Genomic DNA, 17326 nt, shown 5'->3' with positions numbered 1-17326 from the left:
CAGGTATCTTTGTCCTAACTGTTGCTTGCCACCCGGTTTTCGACCCGCCGCACAAGTGCAGTGCTTAGTCGTTCACTAAACCCGGACAGAAACGCAAAAACCAGAACGATTGACAGTTGCCGTCCGGCCGGTGACGAACTGCTGATCTGGTCGAGGTCGTCAAGATTATGCAAATCGTCAAGCGGAATGGGCAACATCCCTGCCCGCAGCGCGAAAAGCACAATCAGGGCGAAACAAAATCCCATGCATGGACGGAACAGAAAATTGAAAAAGACCGATGATGGCTCCATCTCGGCCCATGGTGTCTGTTTGCCAAGCCGCATCATCATGCTGGTCAGAGCCCCGATCGCGCCAAAGCTGCCAACAAAGAACAAAAGATCATAGCTGAACCCGAAAAGCTTGCCGTTTCCGGTACTGATGATGGTGTCAATCTGAACAAACAGCAGCACCGCAAAAATCAATACGATCGGCGACAGGGCAAGTGCCAGTGCGGCAATACGCAGACTTTTGTTGAATGCCTTTTGCAGGGTTGTTTGCGGTGATGACGGTTTCGGGTGTTCTTTGGCCTCGTCCTGCAGATCATGCAAATAGCCATGAACGAACCCGTCACGGCCCTGGTTAAGTGCAAGAAGCATCAAAATCGCATCTGACTGCTTGCGCTCCCGGCCGGGATCATCAAGGGTTTCGTCTTCATTGCGCCACCAACGCAAAAACGCCCGTGTAACAAGGGATGCGCGCCATCCCTGACGTGTTGCAACCACATATTCGATCATGCTTTCGATGTCGGTGGCGGTGAAATTGCCGTCATTAAAGCCGCCGAATGGAAAACCGACCCTGCGTTCACTGTTATCAGGCTTTTCATTGTCCTGCGCGTCGCATCTGTCCTTGTCATCAATGATGACGGGGCGCCGCCGTGGCACCAGACCGATAACCGGGCAATGTGTGGGTTCGTATCCATATGGGTGATGCGGGTAGCTCATGTTGGCCCCAGTTTCACATATGTTTGACAGAACGGGTCTGGCATTTATGACGGGGAAGATGTGGCTTTGTGAATTATTCATGCCTGCATGCACAAAGCCCACGGGCAATATGGCGCAAATCACTTGAAATCTTCCCCCATGCACCGCTATGTGTGTGCCAAGCATTCAAACACATTCTTCGCGAGGAGTTCGCACACGTGAATACGGTGAAACCTGTTCATATCATTGGCGCCGGTCTGGCGGGCAGTGAAGCCGCCTGGCAACTGGCCGAGGCCGGTGTGCCGGTGGTTCTGCATGAAATGCGCCCGGTTCGCCCGACAGACGCGCACCATACCGACAAATGCGCCGAACTCGTCTGTTCAAACTCGTTCCGGTCCGATGACAAGGAATATAATGCCGTCGGCCTGATCCATGACGAAATGCGCCGTGCGGGTTCGATCATCATGCGGTGTGCCGATCAGCACAAAGTCCCCGCTGGCGGTGCCCTTGCCGTTGATCGCGAAGGTTTTTCGCAGGCGGTCACCGATGCGCTTGAAAACCATCCGTTGATCACAATGGAGCGCGGCGAGATTGATGGTCTTCCCCCCGAGGAATGGGAACAGACCATCATTGCCACCGGTCCCCTGACATCTGGTGCGCTGGCCGACGCTATCCGCAAGGTTACCGGCGAAGAAAGCCTGGCCTTCTTTGATGCGATTGCACCGATTGTCTATAAGGAAAGCATCGATTTCGACAAGGCCTGGTTCCAGTCGCGATATGACAAGGGCGACGGCAAGGATTACATTAACTGCCCGATGGATGCGGACGAATATAACCGCTTTATCGACGCCCTGATCGAAGGCGAGAAAACCGAATTCAAGGAATGGGAAAAAGACACGCCCTATTTCGACGGCTGTCTTCCGATTGAAGTCATGGCCGAACGCGGTCGTGAAACCTTGCGCCACGGGCCGATGAAGCCGGTAGGACTGACCAACCCGCACAACCCGACTGTAAAGCCACGCGCGATTGTTCAGCTTCGTCAGGATAATGCCCTTGGTACGCTTTACAATATGGTCGGTTTCCAGACCAAACTGAAATACGGTGCACAGATCGACGTTTTCCGCACCATTCCGGGGCTGGAAAATGCCGAGTTTGCCCGCCTTGGCGGCATTCATCGCAATACGTTCCTGAATTCACCGCGTTTGCTTGATGCAACACTGCGTCTTAAAGCCCGTCCTGATCTGCGATTTGCCGGTCAGATTACCGGTTGCGAAGGCTATGTTGAAAGTGCTGCAGTCGGTTTGATGGTTGGTCGGTTCACAGCTGCGGAAAAAGCCGGTGTTGCCATCCCCACCCCGCCGCTGGCGACCGCGATGGGCGCCCTTCTGAACCACATTACCGGTGGTGCCGATGAAAGCACCTTCCAGCCGATGAATGTCAATTTTGGTCTGTTCCCTGATCTGGAGCTGACCAAACGGGTCAAGGGCCGCGACCGCAAAAAGCTTTATACAGATCGTGCCATTCCGCTGTTTGATGAATGGCTAAGTGCGATCAACGCCGCCTGATATGACAAAAGCCGCATCTTCGGATGCGGCTTTTTCATTGGCACCAGTGCAATGCGCGACTAGTAGCTTTTCTTCTGACGGGTCAGTTTCCCGGTAACATCGCGGATTTGCTCGCCATCGCGGAACCGCCGGAAAATCAGATCCATATTGCCGTCTTCGTCAAGTTTCCGTTCATAGACCTGCATCTCGTAGCCGCCCTCGTCCGTGATATAAAGGGCGTGTATGGTCAAGGTCTTGTCAACGATACGGGCCCAAAAGAACGGCTCGCCCTTTAACGGGTCATTGGGAATGCGTTTCCCGAACAATCCCGAACGCATGGCACTGCCATAAATGTCGGGACGTTCGGTCGAATAAAACTCGATGCTTAGTGATACGTTCTTTTCGCGGCCATCGGCCTTGTGGATGACAGTCGCCCAATCAACGTTGAAACCGCGTTCTGTCTTGGCGATTGTAACGTCAAGATCACGTGCCTGCAGCTCACCTTCGGCATGTTCAATGGTCACCCCGTGATAGACCCCGACAAACGGGTCAATGCTGGCGGCCTGGCCAATTGATGGCAAAAATCCCATCAGGCAAATCACCCCGGCCAGCATCAGCCGGGTCAGCCAATCACGTCCGGGTCTGGAATGCGGATATGCCATATGAGCCCTCATTCTGGGTGGCTACTGAACGTTACGCCGCGAAATCAACGCGTTAATCACGCTAGCACGGACAGAACAAACCTGTCTTATCCTTTATCGTTAATGTAGATGATATTTTTGCAATATCCAGTCTGTCCGATGAAACCTAATATCGTTTCAACAGACCACTCACCATCAGACGGACACTGGCCGGGCGCGCCAAACCAAATTCGGCCGAGAACGGATCGAATTTCGCCTTGGCAAGTTTGCGCAAATATCCATCGGCCAGCACAGTCGGCAGGACTGCGGCATGTGCGCCCTTTGGAACAGCGCGGCGATGTTTGCGTGCTTCTTTGATGCGGCTTTGCGCAAGTTCGGCCAGTTCACGGGTCAGATTGCGAACTTCATCCTTCTTACGAAATTCGAAAATGTCACTTTGTACGACATTGTGGTGTTCCATCCGGTCCTTCGGCAGATAAAGACGTTTGGCGCGCCCGTGAAACACCATGGCGCGCATAATCCCGACCAACCCGTAAGCGTTGCCGGCAAGGCGCACAGCCTGCTGGCCCGCTTCATCCGTAACACCCAGTATACGTGCTGCAAGAACCGCCATCTGACCCGATGTTTGATCAATATATCGGTCAAGCTCTGCCTGATCTGCCGGTTGGCGATCCTCTAGATCGAATTCACGTGCGGCCACAACGGTTTCCAGATCGTCGACGGACAAAGCCCCGGTTTGCACCAGATTTGCCAGCGGTTCGACGACCTCATGCTTTCGGACCTTGCCTTCGGCGATTTCCGAAAGCGTATCGCGCCACCATTGCAGGCGGATATGGCCCAGCATGATCTCACTGACCATTTCACGGGTTTTCGAAACTTCCTGATTGAAGGCATAAAGGGTGAAAAGGTCTTCGCGCTTTTCCGGTGCCGCAAACAGGGCACACAGAAAACGGTCGCGGTCGTGGCGGCGCGTATAGTCTGCACAATGTGATAATTTTGGCGTATCAGTCATTCTGTTTATCCGATCTGACGTGCGGGTCGCTGATCGTTTTTGGTGTCGACAAGGTTATCAGGAAGGCTTTCGACATAAAGCGATTGGGATGGGAAGGCAAAGGCAGCGTCTTCTTCCTCGACGATGCGCTTGAATGCGATGATGTGGCGGTTACGAATTTCACGCCATGTAACCCAGTCAGTGGTCTTCGTAAAGTAATACAGATCAATATTGATCGAGCTTGCACCGAAATCGGACAAATGAACCATCTGCGCGACATTCGTCTGTGCGACGTCGTCGTCATTTTTCAGAAAGTCACGCAGCTTTTCAACAATCTGTTCCATCTGTTTGGCTGTTGTGCGGTATTCCAGTCCGATGACCATTTTAATGCGACGATGGGTCATGCGTGACCAGTTGATCACGGGTGAGTCCACAATCTGGGCATTCGGCATGGTAACAAGCGCCTTGGCAAAGGTCCGGACCTTGGTCGCCCTGAGGCCCACCTCCTCGACCGTTCCTTCGAAATGGGGCGTTTCAATCCAGTCACCGCGCTTGTAAAGATTGTCCGCAAAGATCGTCAGGCCGCCAAAGATGTTGGCAACCGAATCTTTGGCCGCCAGCGCCACAGCCATCCCGGCAAGGCCAAGCCCGCCCAGAAAGGCCGAAACATCAATTCCCCACCCTTCAAGGAAGATAACGAAGCCGATCACAACGATCAGCGTTTTGACCCCGCGGATAAAGAATTGCCGCAAGTCGTCACCAAGACCCGCACCAAACCGCCCGATCAGGCTGTTAAGTGACACCGCAACCGGTTCGACAGCCCGAAACAGGGCCCAGAACACGCAAAACATTGCTGCGATATGGACTGCCTCGATCAGGGGCGCATCAATCGCCACCGGCAGGTCCAGAAGCTCCACGGCGAAATACGCGCCAAGCAACATCACCAGCACCTGAAGCGGCAAGGCAAAGGCATCAAGGACATTTGCAATCATGCTGCGTTCGGTTTGATGCGCGATGCGTCTCAAAACGCCAAGTACCCCGCGCACCAGAACGCGCTTGAACACAAAGAATACGAACAGGACCAAAACCGCACCAACAAGCCGTCCGACTTCGCCGCCGCCAAGCAGATCGACCCAACTGTTCATTTGGTCGATGACTTCGGTGTTCAGGCTGTCCAGTTCGTTTGAAATTTCATCCATGGCTTGTAAGCTGTTCTGCTGTTAAGGTTATTTTGTCAGACCGAATGACACGATAACGTGCAAACCAGTTAATTCTGGCCTTGTATAACAATTAAAGTGGCGCAGGCATATGGCATCCTTCACGTCTGGGAAAGTTCACGTTGTTGGCGGCGGCCTTGCCGGGGCGGCATTGGCAACCCGGATGGCAGAAGATGGTGCAGAAGTCGTCCTTTATGACGAAGGCGAGCCGTTTGAAAGCCGTTGGACGCGTGGCATGCAAACCGCCCCTGAAAACCACAAAACTGCTGAACCCGAGATTTTCTATGACCCCGAAGGACTGGCTGCCGATTATTTTGCCGGTTTCCCGGAAATTCCCAAAAAGCTGATCCGGCCAGCCCATTGCGTGATCGGACTTAAACGAGGCCGGCGCAAACCAGCCGTTATTTCACTTGATCACGGTATCGCGCGTGCCCTTGTTGCCCGACGACTTGGCTTTGTCGCGCGCGCCTATACTGCCCTGGGTTTGTCGCGGCAACGCTTTGCCAGTGAAGAAAGCCGGGTTGATAACGTTTTGTCTTCGGGTGACTTCGATAGTGACGAACAGGCCAACCAGCCCGGCACATACCATCGCGATGCATTGGCGGTGTTGGCGGAAACATTGTTTTCGATCCCGGCGCACCGGTGTTCACGCGCCCTGTTGGCACGTGTTCTTGTTCCGAAAATATCCGCATTGTTTTCAAAGTCACATGAACCGGTATTCTCGGCCATTGATCCGATCATCCTGAATGACATTGCCCTTCCGACCTTGCGCGAACGATTTGTTGCCGCGGGTGGCACAGTGATGGCACGCACAAAACTTGGTGACATTGACAGTACATCGGAGTTCGCAACAGACTTGCTGTTTAATGATGATATTCAGGTGGTTCTGAAGCCAGGTGACGCCGTTGTGCTGGCGCTGCATCCACGGCCGCTTTGCGATGCGGTGCCTGATATCGGCATTCCACCAGCCCCTGCCCGCCGTCAGACCGTTGCCTTTGAAATGCGACGGCCATTTGCCGAACCAAGTTGCCTTCTGGTCAGTGACGACCTTGTCCGGGCAATCTACTGTCATCGCCGCCACGTGCAGGTCAGCCTCAATAGCAGCTTTCACATGCCGACCGACGGCACCACTGATCAGATTGTTGCCCGGGTCTGGCAAAGATGTCTGTGGTTATGCAATCAATATCTCAATGTCGATCTGCAAGCACGGTCTCGCAATGCTGACGGGATCGACCATCCGAAATTCAGCTTCATCGATGCCGAGGCCCCCTTCCCGGAATTCACACCGGGCCATGCGGCTTTACGTGATCGTTTGCGATTGCCGTGGAAGAACCTGTTTCTGTGCGGGGAATCGTTCCCGGCCGGTTATGCACCGGGCCCTGCTGCAATATTTGCCAGCGTAAAGCAGGTTCGCCATCAGTTGCAGTACTATCTGCGCGGCTAGCCTTGATCAAACCGCAATCAAGGCTGCGGCGACGCGGCGTGCTTCGGCGACAAGAACGTTATAGGTCCGGCATGCAGCACCGGTATCCATCGGTTCGATCACAATGCCATGTTCCTTCAATGCGTGGCGCCACGCCAATGGCACCGGCATCAGGCGGCTGCCCATACCAAGCAGCAGAATTTCGATCTCGTCTGCTTTTTCGATCACGCGGGCGAATGAGTCGACCGTGATATCGTCCATGGATTTGACATTCCAGGAATAGATCGATTCCGGAAACAGCAAGACCGACCCATTGACGGTTTCTTCGCCAAAGCGGAACAGACCGTCACCGTAACTCGACACCAGATTGCGACCTTCGGCAACAAGTGGGCTGACTTCAAGTGACATGGCAATCCTCATATGGTCTGGTGCGCAGTTTTCCACCCGGTTCAGGCAGAAAGCCAAAAGAAAAAGGCCGGGGCGTTTTCGCACATCCCCGGCCTTCTTGCAAATTCTAGATCATCCGATCAGCGATCAGGCTTTTGCTTCCTGACCTTCTTCGGCTTCCGGAATTTTCCGTTTGAGACGCAACACAATCAGAAGCGGCGATGCCACACAGATCGATGAATAGGTCCCGATCACGATGCCAAAGATCAGCGCCATGGTGAAACCGCGGATCGCCTCGCCGCCAAAGGCAAACAACGCAATCAGCGCCAACAAGGTCGTGAACGACGTCATGGTCGTACGCGACAATGTCGAGTTGATCGAAAGATCAAGCAGATCCGGGATTTCCATTTTGCGGAACTTGCGCAGATATTCACGGATGCGGTCAAACACAACGACCGTATCGTTGATCGAATAACCTGCAACCGTCAAAACCGCCGCCAGCGTTGCCAGATCAAACTGCACACCAGTGATCACAAAGAAGCCAACCGTGATCACGACGTCATGCAAAAGCGCAACAACGGACGCCACGGCAAACTGCCATTCAAACCGGAACCAGATATAGATCATGATCAGCAGAAGCGAGATCACAACCGAATAGAATCCGGCCTCCTTGAGTTCGTCACCGACTTTCGGGCCGACGAGCTCGCTTCGACGGATGGTTACATTTTCGCCAAGGGCTTCTGTAACTTTCGCCAATGCGGCCATCTGGGCCTTTTCATCACCATCCTGACGCTGGAGCTGGATCAACACGTCGTCAGCCGCCCCAAATTCCTGGATCGAGACATCGCCAAGACCAAGACTGCCCAACTTGTCGCGCAAACCGCTAATGTCTGCTGGGCCTTCGGTCTTGATCTCGACCAGGATACCCCCGCGGAAATCGATCCCGAAATTAAGGCCTTTGGTCGCAAACAGTGCCGCCGATGCAAGAACCAGCACCATCGATACGATGTAAAAGATTTTCCGGAATTTGAGGAACGGGATGTTCACGTCATCCGGGATAAGATGCAAAGGTTTCATATCTTCCCTGTTCCCTTCCTCAAAGTACCAGTTCCGTCGGGCGGCTGCGCTTGACCCAGACGGAAATCATCAAACGGGTCAGCCAGATCGCCGAGAACATCGACGTAATGATCCCGATGGCCAGCGTCACGGCAAAGCCCTTGATCGGGCCAGAGCCGAAGCTGAACAGCACCAGGGCCGCAATCAGCGTCGTGATGTTCGCATCAAGAATGGTCGACATGGCACTGCGATAACCGGCATCAATCGAATTGATGATCGTTCGGCCATTACGGCGTTCTTCGCGAATACGTTCAAAGATCAGAACGTTGGCATCAACCGCCATACCGACCGTCAGAACGATACCTGCAATCCCCGGCAGCGTCAGTGTTGCCTGCAAGACAGACATCACCGCCAAAACAAGGATCAGGTTCATCATCAGGGCGATGTCGGCATAGATGCCAAAACGTCCATAGCTGATCACCATGAAGGCAATAACAAACACCAGACCAAGAACAGCAGCGATTTCGCCAGCTTCAACTGAATCCTGACCAAGGCCTGGACCGACAGAACGTTCTTCAAGGATCTGCATTGGGGCCGGCAATGCACCAGCGCGCAGCAGCAGCGAAAGATCGTTGGCTTCCTGCACGCTGAATTGTCCGGTGATGATGCCGTTGCCGCCCAGGATCGGTTCATTGATCCGCGGCGCGGAAATCACTTCACCATCCAGAACGATTGCCAGGCCACGCCCGGCATTCTTGCTGGTGACATCGCCGAAACGGGCGCCACCGGCCGCATCAAAGCGGAACGATACAACAGGACGACCGTCACTGAAGGTCGGCTGGGAATCAACAAGATTGTCCCCGGATACGACAATACGACGATCAATCAGATATTCGCGGATGCCCGCGGCCTTGTCCGACGCATCAGCAGCCGGCAGGATCATGGTTCCCGGCGGAAGACCGGTTGCACGGGCTTCAGCAGCCGTTTTCTCGTTATTCACAAGATGGAAGTTCATCTTGGCGGTACGGCCAAGGATCGCACGCAACCGCGACGGGTCATCAAGACCGGGCACCTGAACAACAATGCGATTTTCGCCCTGACGCTGGATCGACGGTTCCGTCGTACCAAGTTCGTCAACACGGCGACGCACCACTTCAAGTGACTGCGCAATGGCACGGTCGATCAATTCCTTGCGGGCAACGACGTTATAGGTGACGTGGATGTTGTTCCCCTCGCCGCTCAGCTCCGTATTGGGTTCTGCTGCGCGGGCGATCTCGCGGGCTTTTTCAACATCTTCAGGCTTGAGGATGGTGATCTCGGCACCGTTAGCGGTCGCTTCGCGCGGGCGGTTGCGGATCTGTTCCTGGCGCAGGTCGGTGCGGATCGTATCGGCAAGTGCGTCATAACGTTCACGCAGGACACTGTCCGTATCGACTTCAAGCAGCATATGCGAGCCGCCACGAAGGTCGAGGCCAAGATTAATCTGCTTGCCGGGCAAATAGCTTGCCTCGGTCGGGAATGTTCCCGACGGCAGGAAGTTTGGCGCGGCGTATATCACGCCCAAAGCACACACCAGAAGGACCAGTGCTGCTTTCCATTTGGTAAAATAAAGCATGTGTTCTTTGACCGGATCTGTCTGGGTCAACCTTGGTCTGGTTCCAAGGTTCTTGGAACAACGGGTATTTTGTACCGCTTCAGGCCACCGGTAAAATGCAAGAAGGCGGAGCCATGTGCCCCGCCTCACTTAGCGCGAAGAGATCAGTCTTTTTTGGTCTCTTCTTCTTTTTCTTCATCTTTGGCGTCGTTCTTGGCCGGTTCGGTTTTCGACAGAACTGTCGAAACCATGCCGCGTGCCACTTTGACTTTTACGCCTTCGGCAATCTCGACGGACAACTCGTCATCACCAACAACTTTGGCAACGGTGCCGATCAGGCCACCTGCGGTGACGATTTTGTCGCCACGGCGGATCGCCTCGAGCATTGCTTTATGTTCTTTCTGTTTTTTCTGCTGAGGACGGATGAGCAGGAAATAGAAAACAACGAAAATCAGGATAAGCGGTGCGAACTGCATCAGTGCGCCTGCACCATCTGCACCACCAGCGGCCTGAGCGTAAGCCGTCGAAATAAACATTAGGAACTCCTAATTCCTCAGAACAAAAAATATCAACTGCCGGAATATAACGGCGTACAACGCCAAAGCAAGGAAGAACCGGATATAAAGGCGGAAAATTGGAAAACATGTGGTTTGGATCACCTCGATCCCGAATGGGTCTGACCGTAACAAGCTGTTCCATTTGGCAGTCGGTATGCTAGTTTTCCCGCCAACAGGGTCTGTATTTAATGCAAGGACTGAAATGATCACCCGTCTTGAACGGGTCATGGCGCGACCTGCCCTACGTAACGTGCGGGCTTGGTGTCGTGTCATTCGTTTCGGCAACCGGTTTTCCGCAGTCCCTTGTGTCACCAAAAACAACAAACATCCAAGAGGCTTCGATGAGTACGGATTTCGATAAGTTGCTGCCAACGCTTGAACGTATTGCAACAGCACTTGAACGCATGGCCCCACCTGCACGAACCGAAAATGACCTGAGCGCGGCGGACGCCTTTGTATGGCAGGCCGAAACCGGCTATTTGCAGCCGGTGCGCAACGTCAACCGTATCGATATCGAGCTGCTGCAAGGCATCGGCCAGCAAAAGGAAATCCTGTATAACAACACGAAACGTTTTGCGGACGGATTACCAGCCAACAACGCCCTGTTGTGGGGCGCACGCGGCACGGGCAAAAGCTCCATCGTCAAGGCGATGCACGCTAAAATCAACGCAGAACGTCCGGCCGCCTTGGCCCTGGTGGAAATTCATCGTGAAGACATTCCCAGCCTGCCCGACTTGCTTCACATTCTTGAACAAAGTGGCCGCCGCACGATCCTGTTTTGTGATGACCTGTCATTCGATATGCAGGATGAAAGCTACAAGTCGCTGAAAGCCGTGCTTGAAGGCGGAATTGAAGGCCGTCCCAAGAACGTTATTTTCTATGCCACGTCAAACCGCCGTCACCTTATGGCCCGTGACATGATTGAAAATGAACGTTCAACCGCGATCAACCCGTCCGAAGCGGTTGAGGAAAAGGTTTCACTGTCGGACCGCTTTGGTCTGTGGCTTGGCTTCCACAACATTTCCCAGGACGTCTATTTCGAAATCATCGAAGGCTACGCAAAGGAATTCAACCTCGATATGCCGGTTGAAGAACTGCACGCACGGGCCAAGGAATGGACCGTTACCCGTGGCAGCCGTTCGGGCCGCGTTGCCTGGCAGTTTATTCAGGAAATTGCCGGCGAACTTGGCAAGTCGCTCGATTAAGCCGGTGCACAAGCGCGTTGGCGCCACATCAAAAAAAAAACACCCGGATCTTTGTCCGGGTGTTTTGCTATCTGGAAACCATGACACTTGGCAGATATTTCAACGGGTCTGATGACTTGCGCCCGTTGCGGACTTCAAAATGAAGCTGCGGGAATGTCACAGCGCCGGTTGTGCCGACACTTGAGATCCGCTGCCCACGTTCAACAACATCGCCGCGCGCCACCAGCGGGTTTTCGGTATGGGCATAGGCCGTAACAAAATTGTCGGCATGCTTGATCAGGATCAGGTTCCCGAAACCGCGCAACTCATTCCCGACATAGGTCACAACACCATTTTCGGCTGCAAGGATCGGTGTTCCGCGATTGGCCTGAATGTTGATCCCGTCATTAAACAGGCCCCCCGTACCGGCCCCGTATTTCAGGACCACCTTCCCTTGCACTGGCCAGATGAAGCCTTTGCGATCGGCCGGCTCGGCAATCACCACATTCTTGCGGGTGTCGCTTCCTTCACCGGCAACCGGTGTCGGTCGGGTGTCTGTTACCCAGCTGCGTGTGGATGCGATTTCACGCTGTGCATCCGCAGCAAAGTCTTGCGGCTTGATCCCGGGTGTTGGAATATTCCCGCCTTCTCTCGGAGCGACACGGGCCACCTGTGTTTGAACAGTCGATCGTGTTGCTGAGGACGAAGTGTCTTTTTCAAGCGGGATTCTGACCACCTGTCTTTGACCGCCAATCGTTACTGTTTTCGTCGGCGACGAAGTCGATGTGCGTGATGCGACGCTGGTTGGGGGCGAACTGTCATAATCTGGCGTCCATGGCGGCAATACAAGTCGCTGGCCCGGATAGATGACATAGGGTTTTCTAAGGTTGTTCCGGGCAGCAAACTGAGTAAAGTCCGTGCGATACCGTGTTGCCAGTTCGGATACCGTATCGCCGGGTTCCACAGTAATCACCCGTTCTCCGTTTTGGAGTTTGGGCATGCTATAGGGGCTGTAGCTTGCCCCGTCGCCATAAACCACCGGCACAGGGACGGAATTCAGCAAACAGCCACTCAGCGCCGCGCTTGTCGCACAGACAAGCAGCAGTCGTTTTCCGCTATGAACAGCAAATTTGACACAATTTTCCATCATGTTAACGATTGTCTGCGAACAGCCGTTAACAATCGGTAAGCAAGCTTGCGATTTGACCCGATATTCGGTGAATTTGGTCTAGAATTCTTCTGTGCCGGGCAACATCGGGACAAAGCGCACCGGCATCAATTCGGTGACTTCAACCCCGCTTGGGGTGCGCAACACACGCAATAGCAGCTGCGTATGTGACACTTCACCCACTGGCACCACCATGATCCCGCCAACCGCAAGCTGATCAACCAATACCGGCGGCACATCCTGGGCCGCAGCCGTGACAATGATACGATCAAACGGTGCCTGGTTTTTCCAGCCAAGTCCCCCGTCACCATGAAGAGTGGAAATGGTGTGCAAGCCAAGCGCACGGAACTGTTCTTCTGCCTGACGCAAAAGCGGTTTGTGCCGTTCAAGTGTATAAACACGGCGCGCCAGCTTGGCCAGAATGGCGGCCTGGTATCCGGATCCGGTGCCAACTTCAAGAACCTTCATACGGTCATTAAGCTCAAGCGCCTGGGTCATCAGTGCCACGATGTAGGGCTGCGAAATCGTTTGGCCCTTGCTGATCGGAAGAGCCACATTTTCCCAAGCACGATCAACAAACGGCTCGGCAACAAATGACTCGCGCGGGACTTCCGCCAATGCACGCAAAACTGCCTCGTCATGAATGCCGTCATGGCGAAGCGTCTGAAGCAAATCGGCTATTTTTGATTCACGTGTAATGACCGGCTCGTTCACGGGAAAGCTTTCGTCAGGTTGTCAAAAGTCTCGTAATGGGTGAAATCAAGGCTGATCGGGGTGACCGAAATATTGCCCTGTTCAATAACGCGCAGATCAGCAGACGGATCTTCCGGCAATTCCGACCGGATGGCACCGATCCAGTAATATGGTTCACCACGCGGATCAAGACGCTCGGCAATATGATCGCCGATCTTGCGCTGTCCCTGCTTGGAAATCTTGACCGAAGCACCGCCGGGTGCTTCGTGCTCGGGGAAGTTGACGTTGATCAGCACACCTTTGGGCCAGGTATTTTTGACCAGTGTTGCCGCAACATCCTTCAGATATTTTTCCGCAGTGGTCCAGTCGATCATCTCGCCGGAAAAATACTGGGAAAATGCAATGGCCGGAACATTCAGCAATGTGGCTTCCATCGCGGCTGCGACGGTCCCCGAATAGGTCACATCTTCGCCAAGGTTTCCGCCGCGGTTAATACCGGAAAGAACAATGTCTGGCGGGCTGTCACGCATTACCTGCTGCAAGCCCAGAAGAACGCAGTCTGTCGGCGTGCCATCGACGGCAAAATGGCGTTCATCGCGCTTGTGAATGCGCAAAGGACGGCGCAGGGTCAATGAATGACCTGCGCCGCTTTGCTCGATTGACGGAGCGATGACCCAGACGTCATCAGAGAATTCCCGCGCAAGACGTTCAAGCAGCTTGATCCCCGGTGCATCAATGCCGTCATCATTGCTGATCAGGATACGTGCGTTGGTCAGATCAATCATGCCGGTTTTGCCTTAGCGCGGGGAAATAACCTCGAGACCGCCCATATAGGGCTTGAGCGCGTCCGGAACCCGGATCGAACCGTCTGCCTGCTGATAGTTTTCCATCACTGCAATCAGGCAACGTCCAACCGCAAGCCCAGAACCGTTCAGTGTATGGACAAACTGGGTTTTCTTGTCACCAGCGGCACGATAGCGGGCATTCATGCGGCGAGCCTGAAAGTCACGGGTGTTCGAACATGACGAAATTTCGCGATAACGTCCCTGCCCCGGCAACCAGACTTCAATGTCATAGGTCTTGCATGCCGAGAACCCGATATCGCCGGTGCACAGGATGACCGTACGGTACGGCAGACCAAGGCGTTCAAGGACGGTTTCCGCACAGCGTGTCTTGCGGGTCAGTTCCTCGTCAGACTTTTCTGCCTCGACGATCGAAACCATTTCGACCTTTGAAAACTGATGCTGACGGATCATGCCACGCGTATCACGGCCAGCAGACCCGGCTTCGGAACGGAAGCATTGCGTCAGCGCGGTATAGCGTAGCGGCAATTTTGCCTGATCAATGATGTCGCCGGCAACCTGATTGGTCAGGGTGACTTCCGATGTAGGAATCAGCCAGTAATCATTGGTGGTTTTAAACGAATCCTCGGCGAATTTCGGCAACTGTCCGGTGCCGAACATCGCGTCATCACGCACCAGCATCGGCGTTACGGTTTCTTCGTAACCGTGTTCGGTGGTGTGAAGGTCGATCATGAATTGTGCCAAAGCACGTTCAAGCTTTGCCAGACCGCCACGCAAAATGACAAATCGCGAACCCGACAGTTTGGCTGCGGTTTCGAAGTCCATCATGCCAAGCTTTTCGCCAATTTCGAAATGCTCAAGCGGCTTGAACTCGAATTCTGCCGGTGTGCCCCAGCGATTCACTTCGACATTGTCATCTTCGTCATCGCCAACCGGTACTTCCGGATCAAGAATATTGGCAAAGGATGACAGTAACAGATCAAGTTGCTCGTTCAGGGCGGCCTGCCCGTCTTCGGCTTCCTTGATCTTGTCTTTGAGCGTGCCCATTTCGGCCATCAGGTCGTCGGCATTCTCACCTTTCTTGCGAAGCATGCCGATCTCGCCGGAAATGGCCTTGCGGCGCGCCAGCATTTCCTGATGTTCTGTCATCAGTTTGCGGCGCTCGACGTCGATATTCATCAGACGTTCTGCGGTAATTTCCTGTTTGCGTGCAGCCATTGCTGCGTCAAAAGCCTCGGGATTTTCCCGAATCCATTTAATGTCGTGCATCGAACAGCACCCTGTCAGTCAAATATTTGTGGCTTTATACGATGGGGTGAACACAAGGTCCACCCCACCAAATCAGACGTTTCGGGGTCACAATTCCAACTAGCGCGCGTTATTGAAATCGTCTTCACCATCATCGCGTTGCGATGGTCCCGCAATTTGGGAGGAAGGCTTGGCTGATGACGTGTCTGTCAAGGATGCCTGGCCGTCATCATAAGATGCCGCGGCGGCCGCCTGCTCATCCACATTGTCATCCGCGCCTTCTTGCGCATTTTCGGACGTCTCGTCTTCTGACGGATCATCTTCATCGTCATCTTCGTCTTCGGCCGCCTGACGCTTCTTGCGCTCGGAAATTCGCGCCATGACGATCGAAATTTCATAAAGAATAATGATCGGAATGCCGAGACCAACCTGGGAAATCAGATCAGGCGGCGTCAAAATTGCCGCAAACACAAACGCGATCACAACCGCATATTTGCGCCGCCGTGCCAGTCCGTCGGCCGTAACAATGCCCGCGCGTGCCATAAGCGTAAGCAAAACAGGCAACTGGAAGCAAAGTCCGAACGCAAAAATTAGCTTCATGACCAGGGACAGATACTCGCCCACCTTGGCTTCAAGCTGAATGGCAAGTCCCGATCCGTCACCCGCATGCTCGAAACTCAGGAAGAATTTCCAGGCAAGCGGCATGATGAAGTAATAAACAAGCGCCCCGCCCATCAGGAACAGAACCGGGGTCGCAAACAGGAACGGCAAAAATGCCGACCGTTCGTTTTTATAAAGCCCCGGGGCGACAAAGGCCCACAACTGCCCCAGAAATACCGGTGCAGAAACAAAACAGGCCGCAAAGAAGGACACTTTGACATAGGTGAAGAACACTTCTGTCAGCGCCGTATAGATCATGCGGCGATCCGGGCCCATCTCGTTTGCCAGTGGCCTGACGAGGAAACCGTAAATGTCCTCGACGAAATAATAGCAAACCGCAAAGGTAATAAACAAAGCCAGAACCGCCCAAGTCAGGCGGTTCCGCAGCTCTATCAGATGCTCCATGATTGGCATCTGTTTGTCATGCGATTGCATGTTCACGCCTGGCTCTCCGGGTGGTCGTTCTTTTTGCTCTCTCCAGCCGCAGATTTGGCAACAGGCTTTTCGGCTTCCGCTTTGGGTTCAGACTTTGTGTCTGCCTTGGCATCGGCCGGTTTTGCCTTGGTGTCTTTTGCCTTCTCGTCGCCTTTGGGAGCGCCAATGCTTTTTTCCAGGAAGTCGGATCCACTGGTCGGCGCACTGCTGACCTGCTTGCGCAGATCATCGAGTTCGGCCTCGCGGATGATGTCATCAATGCCACTTTGGAACTCGCGCGCCATGCCACGCACTTTTTTCCAGTAGCCCGCCAACTTGTAAAGAAGATGAGGAAGCTCTTTGGGGCCGACGACGAACAACGCGACGACGGCCACAAGAGCCATTTCGGTCCAGCCGATATCAAACATTTGACACGCCTATCTGAAGGAAATCCGACAGACGATCAGGATTTCACGGAATCCTTGTCTTTGCTCTCGGATGAAACCGATGCAGAGGTCGTGTTTTCAATGGTCTTGGCCGATGCGGCTGCATCTTCTTCTTTTTCGTTGATGCCCGCTTTGAAGCTCTTGATGCCTTTGCCCATGTCACCCATCACTTTCGGCAATTTACCAGCACCGAAGATGATCAGGACAATCGCAAGAATCAGAACGATTTGCCAAACGCCAATACCCATAACTTCAATCTCCAAAGATCCATTCTGCCTTCCGGCGATATGCTCGGATAATGGCAGAAAGCCCCCCACTGTGCAATGCGACGGTTGGGTTAA

Annotated in this window: 18 protein-coding genes; 3 read left to right on the top strand and 15 right to left on the bottom strand. The window is 53.8% G+C overall.

The annotated features are described in order from the left end of the window. Nucleotides 1-14: 14 nt before the first annotated feature. On the bottom strand, nt 15-980 hold the full coding sequence (locus WA429_RS12260; protein ID WP_287465074.1) for a hypothetical protein: 966 nt from the start codon (nt 978-980) through the stop codon (nt 15-17). 197 nt (nt 981-1177) lie between these two features. On the opposite strand from WA429_RS12260, the gene trmFO reads away from it, so the two are divergent. Beyond that, nucleotides 1178-2524, top strand: a complete 1347-nt coding sequence (gene trmFO, locus WA429_RS12255; protein WP_228195436.1) for a methylenetetrahydrofolate--tRNA-(uracil(54)-C(5))-methyltransferase (FADH(2)-oxidizing) TrmFO — start codon at nt 1178-1180, stop codon at nt 2522-2524. 59 nt (nt 2525-2583) lie between these two features. Here trmFO and WA429_RS12250 read toward each other — a convergent pair whose 3' ends face one another. From WA429_RS12250 to WA429_RS12240, 3 genes are all read right to left on the bottom strand, one after another. Further along, the gene (locus WA429_RS12250; protein ID WP_287465076.1) at nt 2584-3165 is read right to left on the bottom strand and encodes a hypothetical protein; all 582 of its coding nucleotides are present in this window, start codon (nt 3163-3165) and stop codon (nt 2584-2586) included. A gap of 145 nt (nt 3166-3310) precedes the next feature. Continuing rightward, nucleotides 3311-4156, bottom strand: coding sequence for a phytoene/squalene synthase family protein (locus tag WA429_RS12245; RefSeq protein WP_287465078.1), 846 nt, complete (start codon nt 4154-4156; stop codon nt 3311-3313). A gap of 5 nt (nt 4157-4161) precedes the next feature. After that, nucleotides 4162-5334 carry a mechanosensitive ion channel family protein gene (locus tag WA429_RS12240; RefSeq protein WP_287465079.1) on the bottom strand — a complete coding sequence of 391 codons (1173 nt, stop codon included), beginning with the start codon at nt 5332-5334 and terminating at the stop codon, nt 4162-4164. Nucleotides 5335-5443: 109 nt separating this feature from the next. Here WA429_RS12240 and WA429_RS12235 point away from each other — a divergent pair, with 109 nt between their 5' ends. Next, the gene (locus WA429_RS12235; RefSeq protein WP_287465080.1) at nt 5444-6796 is read left to right on the top strand and encodes an NAD(P)-binding protein; all 1353 of its coding nucleotides are present in this window, start codon (nt 5444-5446) and stop codon (nt 6794-6796) included. Between the two features lie 6 nt (nt 6797-6802). On the opposite strand, the gene WA429_RS12230 is transcribed toward WA429_RS12235, so the two are convergent. The 4 genes from WA429_RS12230 to yajC form a co-directional block, all read right to left on the bottom strand. After that, a complete protein-coding gene (locus tag WA429_RS12230) occupies nt 6803-7183 on the bottom strand; it encodes an Mth938-like domain-containing protein (protein WP_228195429.1) in 381 nt (126 codons plus the stop codon). Between the two features lie 126 nt (nt 7184-7309). Continuing rightward, nucleotides 7310-8239, bottom strand: coding sequence for a protein translocase subunit SecF (gene secF, locus WA429_RS12225; protein WP_287465082.1), 930 nt, complete (start codon nt 8237-8239; stop codon nt 7310-7312). A gap of 19 nt (nt 8240-8258) precedes the next feature. Continuing rightward, a complete protein-coding gene (secD, locus tag WA429_RS12220; protein WP_287465083.1) occupies nt 8259-9833 on the bottom strand; it encodes a protein translocase subunit SecD in 1575 nt (524 codons plus the stop codon). Nucleotides 9834-9976: 143 nt separating this feature from the next. Continuing rightward, nucleotides 9977-10348, bottom strand: a complete 372-nt coding sequence (gene yajC, locus WA429_RS12215; RefSeq protein WP_287465084.1) for a preprotein translocase subunit YajC — start codon at nt 10346-10348, stop codon at nt 9977-9979. 362 nt (nt 10349-10710) lie between these two features. Here yajC and WA429_RS12210 point away from each other — a divergent pair, with 362 nt between their 5' ends. After that, nucleotides 10711-11574, top strand: a complete 864-nt coding sequence (locus WA429_RS12210) for an ATP-binding protein (protein WP_068519117.1) — start codon at nt 10711-10713, stop codon at nt 11572-11574. Between the two features lie 67 nt (nt 11575-11641). On the opposite strand, the gene WA429_RS12205 is transcribed toward WA429_RS12210, so the two are convergent. The 7 genes from WA429_RS12205 to tatA form a co-directional block, all read right to left on the bottom strand. Then, nucleotides 11642-12703: a peptidoglycan DD-metalloendopeptidase family protein gene (locus WA429_RS12205; RefSeq protein WP_287465086.1), complete on the bottom strand. Its 1062-nt coding sequence runs from the start codon at nt 12701-12703 to the stop codon at nt 11642-11644. A gap of 78 nt (nt 12704-12781) precedes the next feature. Beyond that, nucleotides 12782-13420, bottom strand: a complete 639-nt coding sequence (locus tag WA429_RS12200; protein ID WP_371833729.1) for a protein-L-isoaspartate(D-aspartate) O-methyltransferase — start codon at nt 13418-13420, stop codon at nt 12782-12784. A gap of 11 nt (nt 13421-13431) precedes the next feature. Further along, on the bottom strand, nt 13432-14199 hold the full coding sequence (gene surE, locus WA429_RS12195) for a 5'/3'-nucleotidase SurE (RefSeq protein WP_287465087.1): 768 nt from the start codon (nt 14197-14199) through the stop codon (nt 13432-13434). A 12-nt stretch (nt 14200-14211) separates the two neighbouring features. Continuing rightward, nucleotides 14212-15486: a serine--tRNA ligase gene (gene serS / locus WA429_RS12190; RefSeq protein WP_228195425.1), complete on the bottom strand. Its 1275-nt coding sequence runs from the start codon at nt 15484-15486 to the stop codon at nt 14212-14214. A 99-nt stretch (nt 15487-15585) separates the two neighbouring features. After that, nucleotides 15586-16560: a twin-arginine translocase subunit TatC gene (tatC, locus tag WA429_RS12185; RefSeq protein WP_336107491.1), complete on the bottom strand. Its 975-nt coding sequence runs from the start codon at nt 16558-16560 to the stop codon at nt 15586-15588. A 2-nt stretch (nt 16561-16562) separates the two neighbouring features. Next, nucleotides 16563-16967, bottom strand: a complete 405-nt coding sequence (gene tatB, locus WA429_RS12180) for a Sec-independent protein translocase protein TatB (RefSeq protein WP_287465089.1) — start codon at nt 16965-16967, stop codon at nt 16563-16565. A 35-nt stretch (nt 16968-17002) separates the two neighbouring features. Beyond that, nucleotides 17003-17302, bottom strand: coding sequence for a twin-arginine translocase TatA/TatE family subunit (gene tatA / locus WA429_RS12175; RefSeq protein WP_318271661.1), 300 nt, complete (start codon nt 17300-17302; stop codon nt 17003-17005). Between the last annotated feature and the right edge of the window lie 24 nt (nt 17303-17326).

Source organism: Thalassospira sp. CH_XMU1420-2, assembly GCF_037029325.1.
In the GTDB taxonomy this organism is placed as follows: domain Bacteria; phylum Pseudomonadota; class Alphaproteobacteria; order Rhodospirillales; family Thalassospiraceae; genus Thalassospira; species Thalassospira povalilytica.
Note: the sequence above shows the minus strand (reverse complement) of the source record. Positions and strands in the feature narration are given on the sequence as shown.